The sequence below is a fragment of the Pseudomonas sp. GL_117 genome (assembly GCF_057835125.1).
Map to the genome: position 1 here is coordinate 3,430,361 of NZ_CM174418.1, position 16,884 is coordinate 3,447,244.

Sequence of the window (16,884 nt, forward strand, 5' to 3'; positions counted from 1 at the left end):
GGGATTGGCAGTGCCTGGGCAATCTCCAGCCGAGCGCCTACTGCCCAGCAACACCAATCCCCTGTGGGAGCGGGCTTGCCCGCGAAAGCGGTGGTTCAGCCAACACCTCTACCAGCCATGCCACCGCCTTCGCAGCCTCGCTAAAGCTCGACAGCTCCCACAAGGGATTGGCAGTGCCTGGGCGATCTCCAGCCAAGCACTGACAGCCCAGCAACACCAATCACCTGTGGGAGCGGGCTTGCCCGCGAAAGCGGTGGTTCAGCCAACACCTCTACCAGCCATGCCACCGCCTTCGCAGCCTCGCTAAAGCTCGACAGCTCCCACAGTGGATTGGCAGTGCCTGGGTAATCTCCAGCCAAACACTCGCTCCCCAGCAACTCCCACATTGGATCTTGGCTAGCCACCGGCACCGTGCGTGCTTTTACAGGTAAACTCCCCTCCTTTTCATCTTCTCCAGGGAGTTTGCCTTGCGTCTGTTCCACACCTCCGACTGGCACCTTGGGCAAAACCTGCACGGCCAGGAGCGCGACTTCGAGCACGCCTGCTTCCTCAAATGGCTGCTCGAGCAATTAAAGGCCCAGCGCCCGGATGTGCTGTTGATCGCCGGCGACATCTTCGACACGGTCAACCCGCCGCTCAAAGCCCAGGAGCAGCTGTACGATTTCATCATCAGTGCCCACGAACAAAACCCCGACCTCACCATCGTGATGATCGCCGGCAACCATGACTCCGGTTCGCGTATCGAACTGCCCGCGCCGTTGATGCGCCGCTTGCGCACCCACGCCCTGGGTCGCGTGCTGTGGCTGGATGACGGCCAACTGGATGCCGAACGCCTGCTGATCCCCCTGCCGAATGCCAAAGGCAAGATTGTCGGCTGGTGCCTGGCGTTGCCGTTTTTGCGCCCCGCGGAAGTCACGGGCGCGCACCTGGGTGACGATTACCTGCGCGGTATCGGCCAGGTGCATGAGGCGCTCATCGCTGCTGCCAACGCCAAGCGTAAAAAAGGCCAGGCGCTGGTTGCCATCAGCCACGCGCACATGGCCGGGGGCTCGGTATCGGAAGACTCCGAACGCAGCCTGATCATCGGCAATGCCGAGGCGCTGCCGGCCAAGCTGTTTGATAGAAGCGTCGCTTATGTTGCCCTCGGCCATTTGCATAAGCCGCAAAAGGTCAATGGTGAAGAGCGTATTCGCTACAGCGGCTCGCCGATCCCACTGTCGTTTTCCGAAATTGGCTACAAGCACCAGATTCTCGACGTGTTGTTCCAAGGCGAGCGACTGGTCAGCGTCGAACCGTTGCTGATTCCGCGGTCGGTCAACCTGCAACGCCTGGAAGCCGCGCCCCTGGCCGACATTCTCACGGCCTTGAGCGAGTTGCCCGACGTCGACCTGCTCGCCGAAACCCAGCACCACCCCTGGCTGGAAGTGCGCGTGCGCCTCGACGAACCCCAACCCGACCTGCGCCAGCAGATCGAAGCCGCGCTGCAAGGCAAGGCCGTGCGCCTGGTGCGTATCGCCGCCGAGTACGCAGGCACCGGCCCACGGGAGGAGGAAGGCGAAGCGCGGTTGATCGAACTCGACCAGCTCACCCCCCAGGAACTGTTCAGCCGCGCCTGGCAGGACAGCTATGGCAGCGAAGTGGATGAACAGACCTTGAAGGATTTCGCCGTGCTGCTCCAGGACGTGCAACAGGAGGATGAACAGCCATGAAGATCCTCGCCATTCGCCTGAAAAACCTGGCTTCCCTGGCCGGCCCGTTTGAAATCGACTTCACCGCCGAACCCCTGGCCAGCGCCGGGTTGTTTGCAATCACCGGCCCCACCGGCGCCGGTAAAAGCACCCTGCTCGACGCACTGTGCCTGGCGCTGTTCGGCGCCGTGCCCCGACTGGGCGACACCGGCCAGGCCAAGATGCCCGATGCCGACAGCGACATCTCCATCGGCGATCCGCGCACCTTGCTGCGCCGTGGCACGGGTGGCGGCTATGCCGAGGTGGATTTTGTCGGCGTCAGTGGCCGTCGCTACCGTGCGCGCTGGGAAGCCAACCGCGCCCGCGACAAGGCCAGCGGCAAATTGCAGAACAGCCGCCAGAGCCTGATCGACCTGGACAGCGAACAACTGCTGGCCAGCCAGAAAACCGAATACAAGACCCAGTTGGAACTGGCCCTGGGCCTGAACTTCGAACAGTTCACCCGCGCCGTATTGCTGGCCCAGAGCGAATTCAGTGCGTTCCTCAAGGCCAACGACAACGAGCGCAGCGAGCTGCTGGAGAAACTCACCGACACCGCGCTGTACACCCGCCTAGGCCGCCGTGCGTTCGACAAGGCCAAGGAGGCCAAGGACGCCCACAAACACTTGCAAGACCAGGCCACCGGCGTGGTGCCCCTGGCCCCTGAAGCCCGCGCCGAGCTGGATGAGCAGTTCATCCAGGCCCAGCAACAGCTCAAGGTCCAGCAGGCCCAGCTCAAGCAGCTGGAGTTGCAGCACACCTGGCTCAAGGAGCTGCGTGAATGGCAACAACGCCAACTCGACGCCACCGAACAGCTCCAACGCGCGCAAGCGGACTGGTATAGCCAGGGCCAACAACGCCAGGACCTGAGCCGCCTCGAACAATTGGCACCGCAGCGCCACCAGTTCACACGCCAAGCCGAGCTGCTCGGCATGCTGACGCCTTTGGCCGCGCAGATTCAGGCGTCCAACACCCAACAGACCGAGCTGCTTACCCGGCAGGCCCAGGCCCAGCAGCAACAAGCCGCCGCCCAGGCCGCATTGGCCGACGCGGTCAAACAGCAAGTCGACGCAGGGCCGCTGCTGCAACAGGCCTTCGCCGAACAGAACACCCTCGCTCACCTGGCCAAAGACCTGGCCAAGCGCAACGACGACAAACAGCAACAGCAAAGCGCCTGCACCGAAGGCCAGAACCTGCTCAAGGCCTTGCAGGAAAAACAGGCCGCCGTCACTGAGCGCCTGCAACGCCTCGCCGCCGGGCTGGAGCGCAGCGCCGCACTCGCGCCGCTGGGCGATGCCTGGACCGTTTACCGTGAGCGCCTGCAACAGTTGATGCTGATCGGCAATCGCCTGAACAAGGGCCAGGCCGAACTGCCGCAGTTGGAACAGCGCGCCACTGCCGCCGCCGAACGGTTCACCCAGCAACGCGAAGCCCTGGACCTGTTGTACCAGGAGGCCGGCGCCGAACCCCACGCCGTGGCCGAGCAAATCCAGCTGCTCGCCAGCCTGCTGCAAGACAATCGCAAGCAACAGCGTGCCTTCGAAGACCTCACGCGCCTGTGGGACAGCCAGCAGCAACTGGATCAACAGTCCGGCGCGCTGACACAAAAGCTTGCCGACGCCCAGCAGCAACGCGAACAGCTGAACCAGATCGGCCTGCAAACCAAGGCCGAGTTGACGGTCGCCGAGCAGACGCTGACGGTGACCAAACAGCTGCTGGAACGCCAACGCCTGGCGCGCAGTGCCAGCGTCGAGGAACTGCGCGAGCAGTTGCAGGACGATCAACCGTGCCCGGTGTGCGGCAGCCACGAACACCCGTATCACCAGCCCGAAGCGCTGCTGCAAAGTCTCGGTCGGCATGACGAGAATGAAGAGGCCACGGCGCAAAAAGCCGTCAACACCCTCAAGGAAAAACTCACCGAACTGCGGGGTGAAGTGGGCGGCCTGATTGCCCAGCAAAAGGAATTCCTGCAACAGCAGGAACAACTCGCTACGCAACAAAGCGCCCTGGCGCCCAGCCTGGACGCACACCCGCTGTCAGCCCTGCTGTTCAATCAGGACGCGGCCAAGCGCAGCGCATGGCTGGCCCAGCAGCTCAGCCAACTGACACAAAGCATCAGCCAGGACGAACAACGCCAAGGCGCCCTGCTCAACCTGCAACAAAATGCCGGGCGCTTGCAGCAACAACTGCAAGCCGCCCAGGACGCCAGCCAGCAAGCCCGCCAATTGCTGGTGGACCAGCAGCGCGAACTGTCCAGCGACCGCGAACGTCTTGACGAAGAACTCAATGGGTTCGCCAGCCTGTTGCCCACCGAGACACTGGAAGGCTTGCGCAGCGAACCGGCGGCGACCTTCATGCAGTTGGACCAGCAGGTCAGCCAGCGTCTTGAACAGTTGGGCCAGCAAAAAGATGAACTGGCCGAACAACAAGAACGCCAGCACGCCATCGAGAAAGAACAGACCCACCAGCAACATCGTCAGCAACAGCTCGACGCACTGCTGCAACAACTGCGCGACGTGACCGCACAGCATCAGGCCGCGCAGCACACGCTGAGCAACTTGTTGGGCGAGCATCCGAGCGCCGAACACTGGCAACAGCAGTTGGAACAGGCCGTGACCCAGTCACGCCAAAGCGAAGCCGATGCCAACACGCAACTGCACGAGTTGCACAACGCCTTGATCCAGTTGGCTGCCGACCTCAAGGCCCAGCAGGAACGCCAGCAGGCGCTGCTGACCGAACAGCACACGCTCGACAGCCGCATCAGCGAATGGCGCGCCCTGCATCCCGAGCTGGATGACAGTGGCCTCGCACGCCTGCTGGCCTTCGATGAGGCGCAGGTCAGTGCGCTGCGCCAGCAGGTGCAGCACAGTGAAAAAGCCGTCGAACAAGCCAAGGTGCTGCTGCAAGAGCGCGAACAGCGCCTCGCCGAGCACCTGGCCTTGCACAACGGCAACCTGGATGCCGAGCAACTGGACAGCACCCTGGTGGCGCTCAACCAACAATTGGCCGACGGCGAAAAACACCTCGCCGAACTGCGTGCGCGCCAGTCCGAAGACCAGCGCCGCCAAGATGCCAATCACAGCCTCGCGCTGACCACCGCCAAAGCCTATGAAGAATGGCAGCGCTGGGCCCGTCTGGAAGCGTTGATCGGCTCGGCCAACGGCGACAAATTCCGCAAGATCGCCCAGGCCTACAACCTCGACCTGCTGGTGCACCACGCCAACGTGCAACTGCGCCAACTGGTGCGCCGCTACCGCCTCAAGCGCGGTGGCAGCATGCTCGGCCTGTTGGTACTGGACACCGAAATGGGCGATGAACTGCGCTCGGCGCATTCGCTGTCCGGTGGCGAGACGTTCCTGGTGTCGTTGGCGCTGGCGTTGGGCCTGGCGTCGATGGCGTCGAGCACGTTGAGGATCGAATCGCTGTTTATTGATGAAGGTTTCGGCAGCCTCGACCCCGAGTCCCTGCAATTGGCAATGGATGCGCTGGACGGCTTGCAAGCCCAGGGGCGCAAGGTGGCAGTGATCTCCCACGTGCAGGAAATGCACGAGCGCATCCCGGTGCAGATCCAGGTCAAGCGTCAGGGCAATGGCTTGAGCACCCTGGAGGTCAAGTGAGCGAGGTGCTGCTGTACTCGTTCCGGCGCTGCCCGTACGCGATGCGTGCGCGGTTGGCGTTGCGCTACTCAGGCGTGGCGGTGCGTATCGTCGAGGTCAGCCTGAAGGCCAAGCCGGCCGAGATGCTGGCGCTGTCGCCCAAGGGCACGGTGCCAGTGTTGAGCGTTGATGGCCGCGTGATTGAAGAGAGCCTGGAAATCATGCAGTGGGCGCTGGCGCAGAACGATCCGCAGGATTGGCTGCTCGGCGGCGACCCGGCGGTGCTGGCGTTGATTGCCGAGAATGACCAGGTCTTCAAGCAACACTTGAACCGCTACAAGTACGCCGAACGCTACCCGGAGCAGCCAATGGAGCACTATCGGGCCGAGGGCGAGGTGTTTTTGCACAAGCTGGAGGGGTTATTGGCCGAGCGGAATTACCTGCTGGCAGACCACCTGACCCTGGCGGATGCTGCACTGGCGCCGTTTGTGCGTCAGTTTGCCCATGTGGATCGAGTGTGGTTTGCCGGTACATCGTACAAACGGTTGCAGGTGTGGCTACAGCGGTTTCTGGATTCACCGCTCTTTGTCGCAGTAATGGTTAAACCCTGAGAGCAACACGATCGACTGTGGGAGCTGGCTTGCCTGCGATAGCATCAACTCGGTACAACCGATTCGCCGAGGTGTCTGCAGCGCAGGCAAGCCAGCTCCCACATTAGATTGAGATGATCTTGAATTCAGTGCTGAGTCTTGTGATCCAGTGCGGCATAGAAGTTGGCGCTCTGTTGCAGGTATTTCTGGGTGTAGGCGCTGGTGCTGGATTTCTTGCCGGTGAGTTCCACGCTGGCGGCCGCTGGCAGGGCCACAGTTGCGGAAACGGCGGAAGCGGCGATGATGGAGAAGAGGTTCAAGTTCATGTCGGTTACCCTTGTGTTCGTTTGGTTTGAGTGGCCGGGAAGGCCTTGGAACCAAACTTACGCCCGAGGGTTGAACCTTAGAAATGCTTTGAAACAGTAGCCGTTATCACTCGAATTAATAGAAAGGCTCAGGCCCCGCAGTGCGGGGCCTGTGGCTTATTGACGCACCAGGAACTTGAGGTCGCTGGGCGCATCTATCGGCAATTTCTGCACGGTTTTACCCAGCAGGCCGGTCTTGGGGTCACGTTCGACCACCACAATTTCGTTGCTTTTCTGGTTGGCGATCAGCAGGAACTTGCCGCTCGGGTCCAGGCTGAACTCGCGCGGATGATCGCCTTCGACGGAACGGCGTTGCAGTTCCGTGAGGTGTGCGGTCGCCGGGTCAATGCCGAACACCAGCAACTGATTGGCCGTGCCACGGTTGCTCACGTACAGGAACTTGCCATCGGCGGACGCATGCAGTGCCGCACCGGCCTTGTCCGCAGCCGGTTGCCCGGCAGCGAAGTCCACCAGCTGAGTCTGGCTGAGCTTGCCATCCTGGTAGTCGAACACCGCGACCTGGGCACTCATCTCGGTGGTCAGCCACGCATGCTTGCCATCGGCGCTGAACAGCAGATGACGTGGACCGCTGCCCGGCGGCAACTGCACCGAGGCGGGCTCGGCCGGAGTCAACGGCAGTTCATGATTGGCCTTGGGGTCGTAACGGTAGGCAAACACCTTGTCTGCTCCCAGGTCCTGCACAAACACGTACTTGCCATCCGGCGACGACACCACCGAATGCACATGGTTGGAGGCCTGGCGCTCAGGGTTCACACGGCTGGCCGGGTGCCCGCTCAACTGCACGGGTGCCGACAGCTTGCCGGCGGCGTCCACGGGCAGGATCGCCAGGCTGCCGCCCGGATCTTCCAATACCGAATAGTTGGCAACGAACAGATAACGCCCGTCAGCAGCCACGCTGGAATGAGTCGGCTCGTTGCCCAGGCTCTGCACCTGATTGATCAGGGTCAGTTGATGACTTTGTGGGTCGATGCGGTAACTGCTCACACGACCGACCGGATCTTTCTGACCCGGGCCGTTCTCATTGACCACAAACAAATGTTTCTGGTCCTTGGAAACGGTCAGCCACGACGGGTTGGCAGCCTTGGCCGCCAGCACCGGCTGGCCCTGGAACTTGCCCGTACGGCTGTCGAATTGCAGGCGGTAGATGCCTTCGCTGGTGCCGGCGGTATAGCTGCCGACCAACAGTTCATAGGTCTCGGCCGGTGCGGCCTGCACCGACATCGCGCCAACACTGCCCGCCATCAGCAGGGGCCAGAATTTACGCATCAGCATCGGCTTCGTCCTCGTCGTTATTGTTGCCGGTGAACGCGCTCAAACAAACCAGGCGGTGCTCACCCTCTTCATTGATCAGCAACCAGCTTTGCAGGCTTTCATCGAAGGTGGCGGCCGCCAGTTGTTCGGGGCTGAACTTCCAACGCTTGAGGTCCCGACCGTCCATGCTTTCGATCAGCAAATGCTGGTCAAAGATGAACTCGAAGGCGTGCAGCCCGTTGATGATCAGCATGTCGCTGTCGTTCAGGGCGCTGCTCAGGTTTGGTGTTGCGTCGGTCATGATGTGAAGTCACTGCGGGGGAAAAGACACATGATAGGTCAATTCCCCCGCCGTGCCTTGCGGCATTGGTCTAATCGATCAATGGGCGAAGAGTGAGTTGCCCTTCTGCCCCGCCAATTTCTCGGGTTTGATCAGGAATCGCGCCAGTGCCGGCAGCAGCCACAGCGCACCGAACATGTTCCACAGCAACATGAAGGTCAGCATCAGGCCCATGTCGGCCTGGAACTTGATCGCTGAGAAGATCCAGGTGCACACGCCGATCGCCAGGCACAGGCCGGTGAACAGCACGGCTTTACCGGTGGACTTGAGCGTCTGGTAGTACGCCTCTTGCAACGGCAGGCCCGCACGCAGGAAGCTTTCCAGGCGACTGTAGATGTAGATGCCGTAGTCCACGCCGATCCCTACGCCCAGCGCCACCACCGGCAAGGTGGCGACCTTGACGCCAATACCCATGAACGCCATCAGCGCGTTACCCAGCACCGAGGTCAGCACCAGCGGCAGCACGATGCACAGGGTCGCCGCCCACGAGCGGAAGGTGATCATGCACATGGTCGCGACGCACAGGTACACCAGGATCAGGATGGTCAGCTCGGATTCCTTGATCACCTCGTTGGTGGCCGCTTCGATCCCGGCGTTACCGGCGGCGAGGATGAATTCCAGGCCGTCCCTGTTGTTCTCCTTGGCAAACTCCTGCACCGCATGCACCGCCCGGTCGAGGGTCTCGGCCTTGTGGTCATTGAGGAACACCAGCACCGGCGCCAGGGAGCAGTTGTTGTTGTACAGGCCATCGGCCCGGGCGATGGAGTTGTTCAACACATCCGGGTTACGCGACAGGGTTTCCCACTTCAGGTTGCCCTCGTTCATGCCCTTGATCATCTGCTTGGACACGGTCACCAGCGAGATCGCCGACTGCACGCCCTCGGTGTTCTGCATCTTCCACATCAACTGGTCGATGGGCGCCATGGCTTCGTAGCGCGAGCAGCCTTCGGCGTTGGTCTTGACCATCACCACCAACACGTCGGAGCTGGTGGAGTAGTTGCTGATGATGAAGTTGTTGTCTTTGTTGTAGCGCGAGTCCGGACGCAGTTCCGGCGCGCCCTGATCGAGGTCGCCGATCTTCAGGTTCTGGCTGTACCAGAGGCCGCCGCCAAAGGCCACCAGGGCCAGGGCGATGGAGATCGGCGCGACTTTCGGGCTGGCAAAGTTCGACAGCAGGCGCCAGAACGAATGCTCGCGGTTCGCGTCTTTCTTGCTCTTGGCGATGGCGCGCTTGCTGATGCCGACGTAGGAAATCGCCACCGGCAGCAGGATCAGGTTGGTGAACACAATCACCGCCACGCCGATGGAGGCACCGATGGCCAGCTCACGGATCACGCCGATGTCGATGATCAACAACGTAATGAAACCCACCGCATCCGCCAGGATCGCAATCATCCCCGGCAGGAACAGTTGGCGGAACGTGCGCCGCGCGGCCGTCAGCGCGTTGTCGGCCTCGCTGGATTGCAGGGCGATGCCGTTGATCTTCTGCACGCCGTGGGAAATACCGATGGCGAAAATCAGGAACGGCACCAGCATCGAATACGGGTCCAGCCCGAAGCCGAAAAAGTGCATCAGCCCCAATTGCCAGATCACCGCCACCAGCGTGGTGCTCAACACGGCGATGGTGCTGCGCAGGCAGTTGGTGAACCACAACAGCAGGATCAGGGTGATGACAAACGCGATGCCGAAGAACATCACCACCATCACCAGGCCGTCGATCAGGTCGCCGACCTTCTTGGCGAAGCCGACGATGTGGATCTTGACGTTGGGGTTCTGCGCTTCGAACTTGTCACGGATCTTGTCTTCAAGTTCATGGGAGAACTTGCGGTAGTCCAGGGCCAGCAACTTGCCCTGGTCCTGCGGGTCCGGGTAGGACTCCAGCAGCGGGATGTCGACGATGCTCGATTTGAAATCGTTGGACACCAACCGCCCGACCTGGCCGGACTTGAGCACGTTGTTGCGCAGTTGATCGAGACTTTCCGCCGAGCCGTTGTAGCTTTGCGGGATCACTTCACCGCCGGCAAAGCCTTCTTCGGTCACTTCGGTCCAGCGCACGCTGGGGCTCCACAGCGACTTGAGGCCCGAACGGTCGACGCCGGAGATGTAGAACACCTCGTCGTTGATCTGCCGCAGGGTCTCCATGTACTCCTTGGTGAAAATGTCGCCGTCCTTGGCCTCCACCGAAATCCGCACCGTGTTGCCCAGGTTCGCCAGGTCGTTACGGTGCTCCATCATCTTCTCGATGAAGGGGTGCTTGAGGGGGATCATTTTTTCAAAGCTGGTGGACGGGCGAATCAACGTCGCCTGCCAGAACAGGAAAACACTCACCAGCAGGCAGATCACGATGACTGCCGGGCGGTTGTTGAAGATCAGACGCTCAAGAAAGGTCGCTTTATCGTTGTGATGACTGCTCATTGAATCCCCGCCTTCTTATTATTTTGAGAGCTCTGCGCCGGCAACGGTGGCGACACGCACGCCACCCTGCCCCGCGAGGATCAAATTGCCATTGCCTGCCGCCGTCACCGAGGAGAGGGAAATCCGGTCCGGGCGATTGAAGACGCTGAAGGTCAGCCCGTCGTCATGGCTGACGACCACGCTGCCACCATTGCCGACCACCACGATGGCGCCGTCGTCCAGCAAGGTCGCGCCGGACAAGCCGAACTCCAGCGCGCCCCGTGCGGCATTCAGTTCGACCTGCTCCCAGGTGCTGCCGAAATCCGTGGAGCGGTACAGGTTGCCGCGCAAGCCAAAGGCCAGCAAGGTCTGTGGTTGGGCGGTGCCGATCACGCCAAACAACGAGCCCTCGTAGGGGCCTTGGAGCTTTTCCCAGGTCTGGCCGTCGTCGCTGGAGCGGAACATGCTGCCCTGCTCGCCGACGATAAACAGGCCGGCATCCTTGATATGGGCGATGGCGTTGAGGTGGAACTGGTCTTCGTTGTCGAGACGCTCGCTGACGTCGTTCCAGGTCTTGCCGCCGTCGGTGGTTTCGATCAGCGCGCCGTAGGCGCCAACGGCCAGGCCGTGGTTGGCGTCGTTGAACCACACGTCGAGCAAGGGGGCTTCGCGCTTGAGGTCTTGAAATTGCTGGGTCCAGGTGGCGCCCCCGTCGGCGGTGGCGAGGATCTGTGCATCATGGCCCACCGCCCAACCTTGTTTGTCATCGACGAAATACACCGCCGTGAGCAATTGCCGGGTGGGGACCTTGGCCTGGGCCCACGTGGCGCCCTGGTCGTCGGAATAGAGAATGTGCCCGCGATCACCGACCGCCACCAGGCGCTTGCCGGCGTGGACCACGTCGATCATCAGGCCTTTGGCGGCCTTGGGGGATTCAATCGCAAACACCGCTGCGGCGGGGGTATCGCTGGCGGCCTGGACGGCCGTCGGCAACGCGACGGCCCCAAACAGCGAGAGCGCTGTGGCCAGCAACGCAACCCTGCGTGCGGCATGTGGGCGGCAAACAACCCAACCCATGACAGGCTCACTCATAGACCTTTCTCCCATTTATTATTGTTATCGCCTGCCTTCCGGGGCCTTGAAACCTGCAATCTAGAGCGCCTGGAGGAAGCAGGGGCCATCCTATCGGGCTTTCGAATCGTCTGACAATCGGCGCTACGTTATGTTTTGTTAACTGGCGGCATTTGGCCACGCGCTGAATATAGCTGCATTCGCCGGAGTGATTGTCGACACGCAATGAATTTTTATTCCATCTATTGAACTTAAGGAATTTTTATTCCATTAATAGCGCCTCTGAAAACAATAATTCAAAGGACCACGGCTATGCGTGAACTCGGAATCGGCTTGATCGGCACAGGCTTCATGGGCCGCGCCCATGCCTTGGCGTTCAACAACGCCCGCGCGGTATTCGAACTGCCGGTCACTCTCAAACTGGCCGCCCTGGCCGACGCCGACACCGAGCGCGCCCAACGCTGCGCCAACGCCTGGGGATTCGCCCAGGCCCACGGTGACTGGCAGGCGTTGATCAATGACCCCAACGTCGACGTCGTGGCCATCACCACACCCAACCACCTGCACTACCCCATGGCCATGGCCGCCATCGCCGCCGGCAAAGCGGTTTACTGCGAAAAACCCCTGGCCGTCAGCCTGGAGCAAGCCGACGCCATGCGCCGCGCCGCCAGCACCGCCGGGGTGGTGACGCGGGTCGGCTATAACTACCAGCACAACCCGATGATCACGCTGGCCAGGCAGATGATTGCCAATGGCGATTTGGGCGACATCATCAGCTTCCAGGGTGAGTTCAGCGAAGACTTCATGGCCGACCCGACCTCGCCTTGGTCATGGCGCTGCGAAGTCGGACATGCCGGCGGCGCCCTGGCCGACCTGGGCAGCCATTTGCTGTCGATGGCGCGCTTTTTGGTGGGCGACGTGGCCAGCGTCTGCGCCGACACCCACACCGTGCACACCGAGCGACCGGCGGTCAAAGGCAGCAGCGAACTGAAAACCATCGCCGTCGACGACCAGGTGCATGCCCTGCTGCGCTTCGCCAACGGCGCGCGCGGCACGGTGAGCAGCAGTTGGCTCAAGCATGGCTACAAGAACCACCTGAGCTTCGAGATCAGCGGGACGAAAGGCACGCTGGCCTTCGACCAGGAGCGCCTGAATGAACTGCGTCTGTGCCGTGTCGGCCAGGACGGCTTCCAGCGCCTGCTCGCGGGGCCAGCCCTGCCCGGCTACGCGGCATTCAGCCCGGCGGCGGGGCATCAGTTGGGTTACAACGAATTGAAAACGCTGGAGGTGCAGGAGTTGATCATGGCCGTGGCCGGTCTAGGTGCGGATGGCACTGATTTCGAGGCGGCATGGGCGGTGGAGCAACTGGCAACAGCCATTCGCGTGGCCGCCAGCGAAGAACGCTGGGTCAAAGTGAGCAGCGTCTAGTCCTCAACATTGCAGTGGATTTATGTGGGGACGGGCTTGCTCGCGAACGCGGTGGGTCAGCCAATGAATGAGCTGACTGACACACCGCTTTCGCGGGCAAGCCCGCTCCCACAGGTGATGGGTGTTGCTGGGATGTCGGTGTTCGGCTGGAGATCCCCCGGGCACTGCCAATCCCCTGTGGGAGCTGTCGAGCTTTAGCGAGGCTGCGAAGGCGGCGGCACTGTTGGTAGAGATGTTGGCTGAACCACCGCTTTCGCGGGCAAGCCCGCTCCCACATTTGAGCTGTGTTGCTGGGATGTCAGCGCTCGGCTGGAGATCCCTCTCACACCGCCAATCCCCTGTGGGAGCTGCCGAGCTTTAGCGAGGCTGCGAAGGCGGCGGTACTGTTGGTAGAGGTGTTGGCTGAACCACCGCTTTCGCGGGCAAGCCCGCTCCCACAGGTGATGGGTGTTGCTGGGATGTCAGTGTTCGGCTGGAGATCCCCCGGGCACTGCCAATCCCCTGTGGGAGCTGTCGAGCTTTAGCGAGGCTGCGAAGGCGGTGGCACTGCTGGTGGAGATGTTGGCTGAACCACCGCTTTCGCGGGCAAGCCCGCTCCCACATTTGAGCTGTGTTGCTGGGATGTCAGTGTTCGGCTGGAGATCCCTCTCACACCGCCAATCCCCTGTGGGAGCTGTCGAGCCCTAGCGAGGCTGCGAAGGCGGTGGCACTGCTGGTGGAGATGTTGGCTGAACCACCGCTTTCGCGGGCAAGCCCGCTCCCACATTTGATTGGGGTTGCTGGGATGTCAGTGTTCGGCTGGAGATCCCCCGGGCACCGCCAATCCCCTGTGGGAGCTGTCGAGCTTTAGCGAGGCTGCGAAGGCGGCGGTACTGTTGGTAGAGGTGTTGGCTGAACCACCGCTTTCGCGGGCAAGCCCGCTCCCACATTTGAGCTGTGTTGCTGGGATGTCAGTGTTCGGCTGGAGATCCCTCTCACACCGCCAATCCCCTGTGGGAGCTGTCGAGCCCTAGCGAGGCTGCGAAGGCGGTGGCACTGCTGGTGGAGATGTTGGCTTAACCACCGCTTTCGCGGGCAAGCCCGCTCCCACATTTGAGCTGTGTTGCTGGGATGTCAGTGTTCGGCTGGAGATCCCTCTCACACCGCCAATCCCCTGTGGGAGCTGTCGAGCTTTAGCGAGGCTGCGAAGGCGGCGGTACTGTTGGTAGAGGTGTTGGCTGAACCACCGCTTTCGCGGGCAAGCCCGCTCCCACATTTGAGCTGTGTTGCTGGGATGTCAGTGTTCGGCTGGAGATCCCTCTCACACCGCCAATCCCCTGTGGGAGCTGTCGAGCCCTAGCGAGGCTGCGAAGGCGGCGGTACTTTTGGTAGAGGTGTTGGCTTAACCACCGCTTTCGCGGGCAAGCCCGCTCCCACATTTGAGCTGTGTTGCTGGGATGTCAGTGTTCGGCTGGAGATCCCCCAGGCACTGCCAATCCCCTGTGGGAGCTGTCGAGCTTTAGCGAGGCTGCGAAGGCGGCGGTACTGTTGGTAGAGGTGTTGGCTGAACCACCGCTTTCGCGGGCAAGCCCGCTCCCACATTTGAGCTGTGTTGCTGGGATGTCAGTGTTCGGCTGGAGATCCCTCTCACACCGCCAATCCCCTGTGGGAGCTGTCGAGCTTTAGCGAGGCTGCGAAGGCGGTGGTACTGCTGGTGGAGATGTTGGCTGAACCACCGCTTTCGCGGGCAAGCCCGCTCCCACATTTGAGCTGTGTAGCTGGGATGTCAGCGCTCGGCTGGAGATCCCTCTCACACCGCCAATCCCCTGTGGGAGCTGCCGAGCTTTAGCGAGGCTGCGAAGGCGGCGGTACTGTTGGTAGAGGTGTTGGCTTAACCATCGCTTTCGCGGGCAAGCCCGCTCCCACATTTGAGCTGTGTTGCTGGGATGTCAGCGCTCGGCTGGAGATCCCTCTCACACCGCCAATCCCCTGTGGGAGCTGTCGAGCTTTAGCGAGGCTGCGAAGGCGGTGGTACTGTTGGTAGAGGTGTTGGCTGACCCACCGCTTTCGCGGGCAAGCCCGCTCCCACATTTGAGCTGTGTTGCTGGGATGTCAGTGTTCGGCTGGAGATCCCTCTCACACCGCCAATCCCCTGTGGGAGCTGTCGAGCTTTAGCGAGGTTGCGAAGGCGGCGGTACTGTTGGTAGAGGTGTTGGCTGAACCACCGCTTTCGCGGGCAAGCCCGCTCCCACATTTGAGCTGTGTTGCTGGGATGTCAGTGTTCGGCTGGAGATCGCCCGGGCACCGCCAATCCCCTGTGGGAGCTGTCGAGCTTTGGCGAGGCTGCGAAGGCGGCGGCACTGTTGGTAGAGGTGCTGGCCTCAATCATCGAGTCCCCCGCCTGTTTATCAGCGTAACGCCCTGCGCAGCACCTTGCCGACTGTGGTCTTGGGCAGTTCGGTGGTCCGAAACTCTACGTACCTGGGCACCTTGTACCCCGTCAGGTATTCCCGGCAATGGGCGAGAATCTGTTCCTGCGTCAGGTTCGGGTCCTTGCGCACCACGATGATCTTGACCTTCTCCCCGGTCACCGCATCCTCGACGCCCACGGCTGCCACTTCGGCGACGCCCGGGTGCAGCGCCACCACGTCTTCGATCTCGTTGGGATATACGTTGAAACCCGAAACCAGGATCATGTCCTTCTTGCGGTCCACCAAGCGGATGTAACCGCGCTCGTCCATCACGCCAATATCTCCGGTCGACAACCACCCCTCGGCATCCAGCACCTCGGCCGTCTCTTTCGGGCGTTTCCAGTAGCCCTGCATCACCTGCGGGCCACGCACTTGCAGTTCGCCTTGCTCGCCGATGTCGGCCAGTTCACCGTCTTCGCGGATAAAGCGCACCCAGGTCGACGGCAACGGCACGCCGATGCTGCCGGTAAAGTCCATCTCGCGCATGCGCGCAATGTTGATCGGGCTGATACTCACCACCGGCGAGCATTCGGTCAGGCCGTAGCCTTCGATAATCGGCAGCCCGGTGACCTCCTTCCAGCGCTTGGCCACTGCGGTGTGAGTGGCCATGCCACCCGCAATCACCATGCGCAAATCGGAAAAATCCCGCGCGCAGAACTCCTTGTTCTCCAGCAAACCGTTAAACAAGGTGTTGACCCCGGCAATGCCGTTGAAGCGCTCCTTGCGCAGGATCATCTGCACCCGCTTCACATCACGCGGGTTGGCGATCAGGATGTTGCGCCCGCCCAGGCACATGAACATCAGGCAATTCACCGTCAGCGAAAAGATGTGATACAGCGGCAGCAAGGTGACGTTGGTTTCCTGTTTGTCCTGGTCCAGTTGGTCACCGACCCAGGCCTTGGCTTGCAGCAGGTTGGCGATGATATTGCGGTGGCTGAGCATCACGCCCTTGGCATCGCCGGTGGTACCGCCGGTGTATTGCAGGAAGGCCAGGTCGTCGAGGCCCATGGGCACCGGGAAGTGATTGAGCGCGCGCCCTTGCGTGAGCACCCGGTTGAAGCGCAACGCACCCGGCAGATTGAAGCGCGGCACCTGCTTTTGCACGTGACGCAGGATGAAGTTCATCGCTGCCCCCTTGAAGGTGCCGAGCAAGTCACCGATGGCTGCCACCACCACGCGCTTGACGCTGCTGCCAGCCACGGCCTTTTCCAGGGTGTGGGCGAAGTTCTCGAAGATCACCACCGTCTCGGCACCGCTGTCCTTGAGCAGATGCTTGAGTTCATGGGCGGTGTACAGCGGGTTGACGTTGACCACCACCGCACCAGCCAAAATCGTACCCAACAGGCAGATCGGGTACTGCAAGCAGTTGGGCATCATCAGCGCCACGCGGTCGCCTTTCTGCACGCCCTGCCCTTGCAGCCAGGCGGCGAACGCGATGCCCTGGATGTGCCAGTCGGCGTAGGTCATTTCGGTGCCGATGCTCACATAGGCCACACGCTCGCGGAATTTTTCCAGGTGCTCCAGGAACACTTCGCGCAGCGACGGGTAATCCTCGATCCCGGCATCGATGTCCGCCGGCACGCCAGGCAGGTACGCGTTCAGCCAGATCCGTTCGGTGTGTTCCAGGCTTACAGTGCTCATGGCAGTCTCC

At 61.6% G+C, this 16,884-nt stretch carries 10 protein-coding genes; 4 read left to right on the forward strand and 6 right to left on the reverse strand.

What is annotated here, in order from left to right; all coding sequences use genetic code 11:
- Positions 1-467: 467 nt before the first annotated feature.
- Genes AC3ISR_RS15455 through AC3ISR_RS15465 form a run of 3 tightly spaced genes read left to right on the forward strand, consistent with a single transcriptional unit; the run spans position 468 to position 5,934 of the window.
- Positions 468-1,709 carry an exonuclease SbcCD subunit D C-terminal domain-containing protein gene (locus tag AC3ISR_RS15455; RefSeq protein WP_192300532.1) on the forward strand — a complete coding sequence of 414 codons (1,242 nt, stop codon included), beginning with the start codon at positions 468-470 and terminating at the stop codon, positions 1,707-1,709.
- Positions 1,706-5,344, forward strand: coding sequence for an AAA family ATPase (locus AC3ISR_RS15460; RefSeq protein ID WP_489324356.1), 3,639 nt, complete (start codon positions 1,706-1,708; stop codon positions 5,342-5,344). Before AC3ISR_RS15455 ends, AC3ISR_RS15460 begins: the two co-directional genes overlap by 4 nt.
- On the forward strand, positions 5,341-5,934 hold the full coding sequence (locus AC3ISR_RS15465; RefSeq protein ID WP_489324357.1) for a glutathione S-transferase: 594 nt from the start codon (positions 5,341-5,343) through the stop codon (positions 5,932-5,934). The genes AC3ISR_RS15460 and AC3ISR_RS15465 overlap by 4 nt, the downstream gene beginning before the upstream one ends.
- A gap of 125 nt (positions 5,935-6,059) precedes the next feature.
- Here the strand turns inward: AC3ISR_RS15465 and AC3ISR_RS15470 are convergent, their stop codons facing one another.
- From AC3ISR_RS15470 to AC3ISR_RS15490, 5 genes are all read right to left on the reverse strand, one after another.
- Complete coding sequence (locus AC3ISR_RS15470) at positions 6,060-6,239, reverse strand: hypothetical protein (RefSeq protein ID WP_192300535.1); 180 nt, start codon at positions 6,237-6,239, stop codon at positions 6,060-6,062.
- A gap of 156 nt (positions 6,240-6,395) precedes the next feature.
- Positions 6,396-7,571 (reverse strand): lactonase family protein, encoded by a 1,176-nt coding sequence (locus AC3ISR_RS15475; protein WP_463984697.1) that lies wholly within the window; start codon positions 7,569-7,571, stop codon positions 6,396-6,398.
- A complete protein-coding gene (locus AC3ISR_RS15480; RefSeq protein WP_192300537.1) occupies positions 7,558-7,851 on the reverse strand; it encodes a DUF5629 family protein in 294 nt (97 codons plus the stop codon). The genes AC3ISR_RS15475 and AC3ISR_RS15480 overlap by 14 nt, the downstream gene beginning before the upstream one ends.
- A gap of 78 nt (positions 7,852-7,929) precedes the next feature.
- Positions 7,930-10,305 carry an efflux RND transporter permease subunit gene (locus AC3ISR_RS15485; protein WP_226457355.1) on the reverse strand — a complete coding sequence of 792 codons (2,376 nt, stop codon included), beginning with the start codon at positions 10,303-10,305 and terminating at the stop codon, positions 7,930-7,932.
- A gap of 18 nt (positions 10,306-10,323) precedes the next feature.
- Positions 10,324-11,361: a WD40/YVTN/BNR-like repeat-containing protein gene (locus tag AC3ISR_RS15490; RefSeq protein ID WP_192300545.1), complete on the reverse strand. Its 1,038-nt coding sequence runs from the start codon at positions 11,359-11,361 to the stop codon at positions 10,324-10,326.
- A 306-nt stretch (positions 11,362-11,667) separates the two neighbouring features.
- Here AC3ISR_RS15490 and AC3ISR_RS15495 point away from each other — a divergent pair, with 306 nt between their 5' ends.
- Positions 11,668-12,783: a Gfo/Idh/MocA family protein gene (locus AC3ISR_RS15495; RefSeq protein WP_463984696.1), complete on the forward strand. Its 1,116-nt coding sequence runs from the start codon at positions 11,668-11,670 to the stop codon at positions 12,781-12,783.
- Positions 12,784-15,170: 2,387 nt separating this feature from the next.
- Here the strand turns inward: AC3ISR_RS15495 and AC3ISR_RS15500 are convergent.
- Positions 15,171-16,874, reverse strand: a complete 1,704-nt coding sequence (locus tag AC3ISR_RS15500; protein ID WP_489324358.1) for an AMP-binding protein — start codon at positions 16,872-16,874, stop codon at positions 15,171-15,173.
- Positions 16,875-16,884 lie beyond the last annotated feature (10 nt).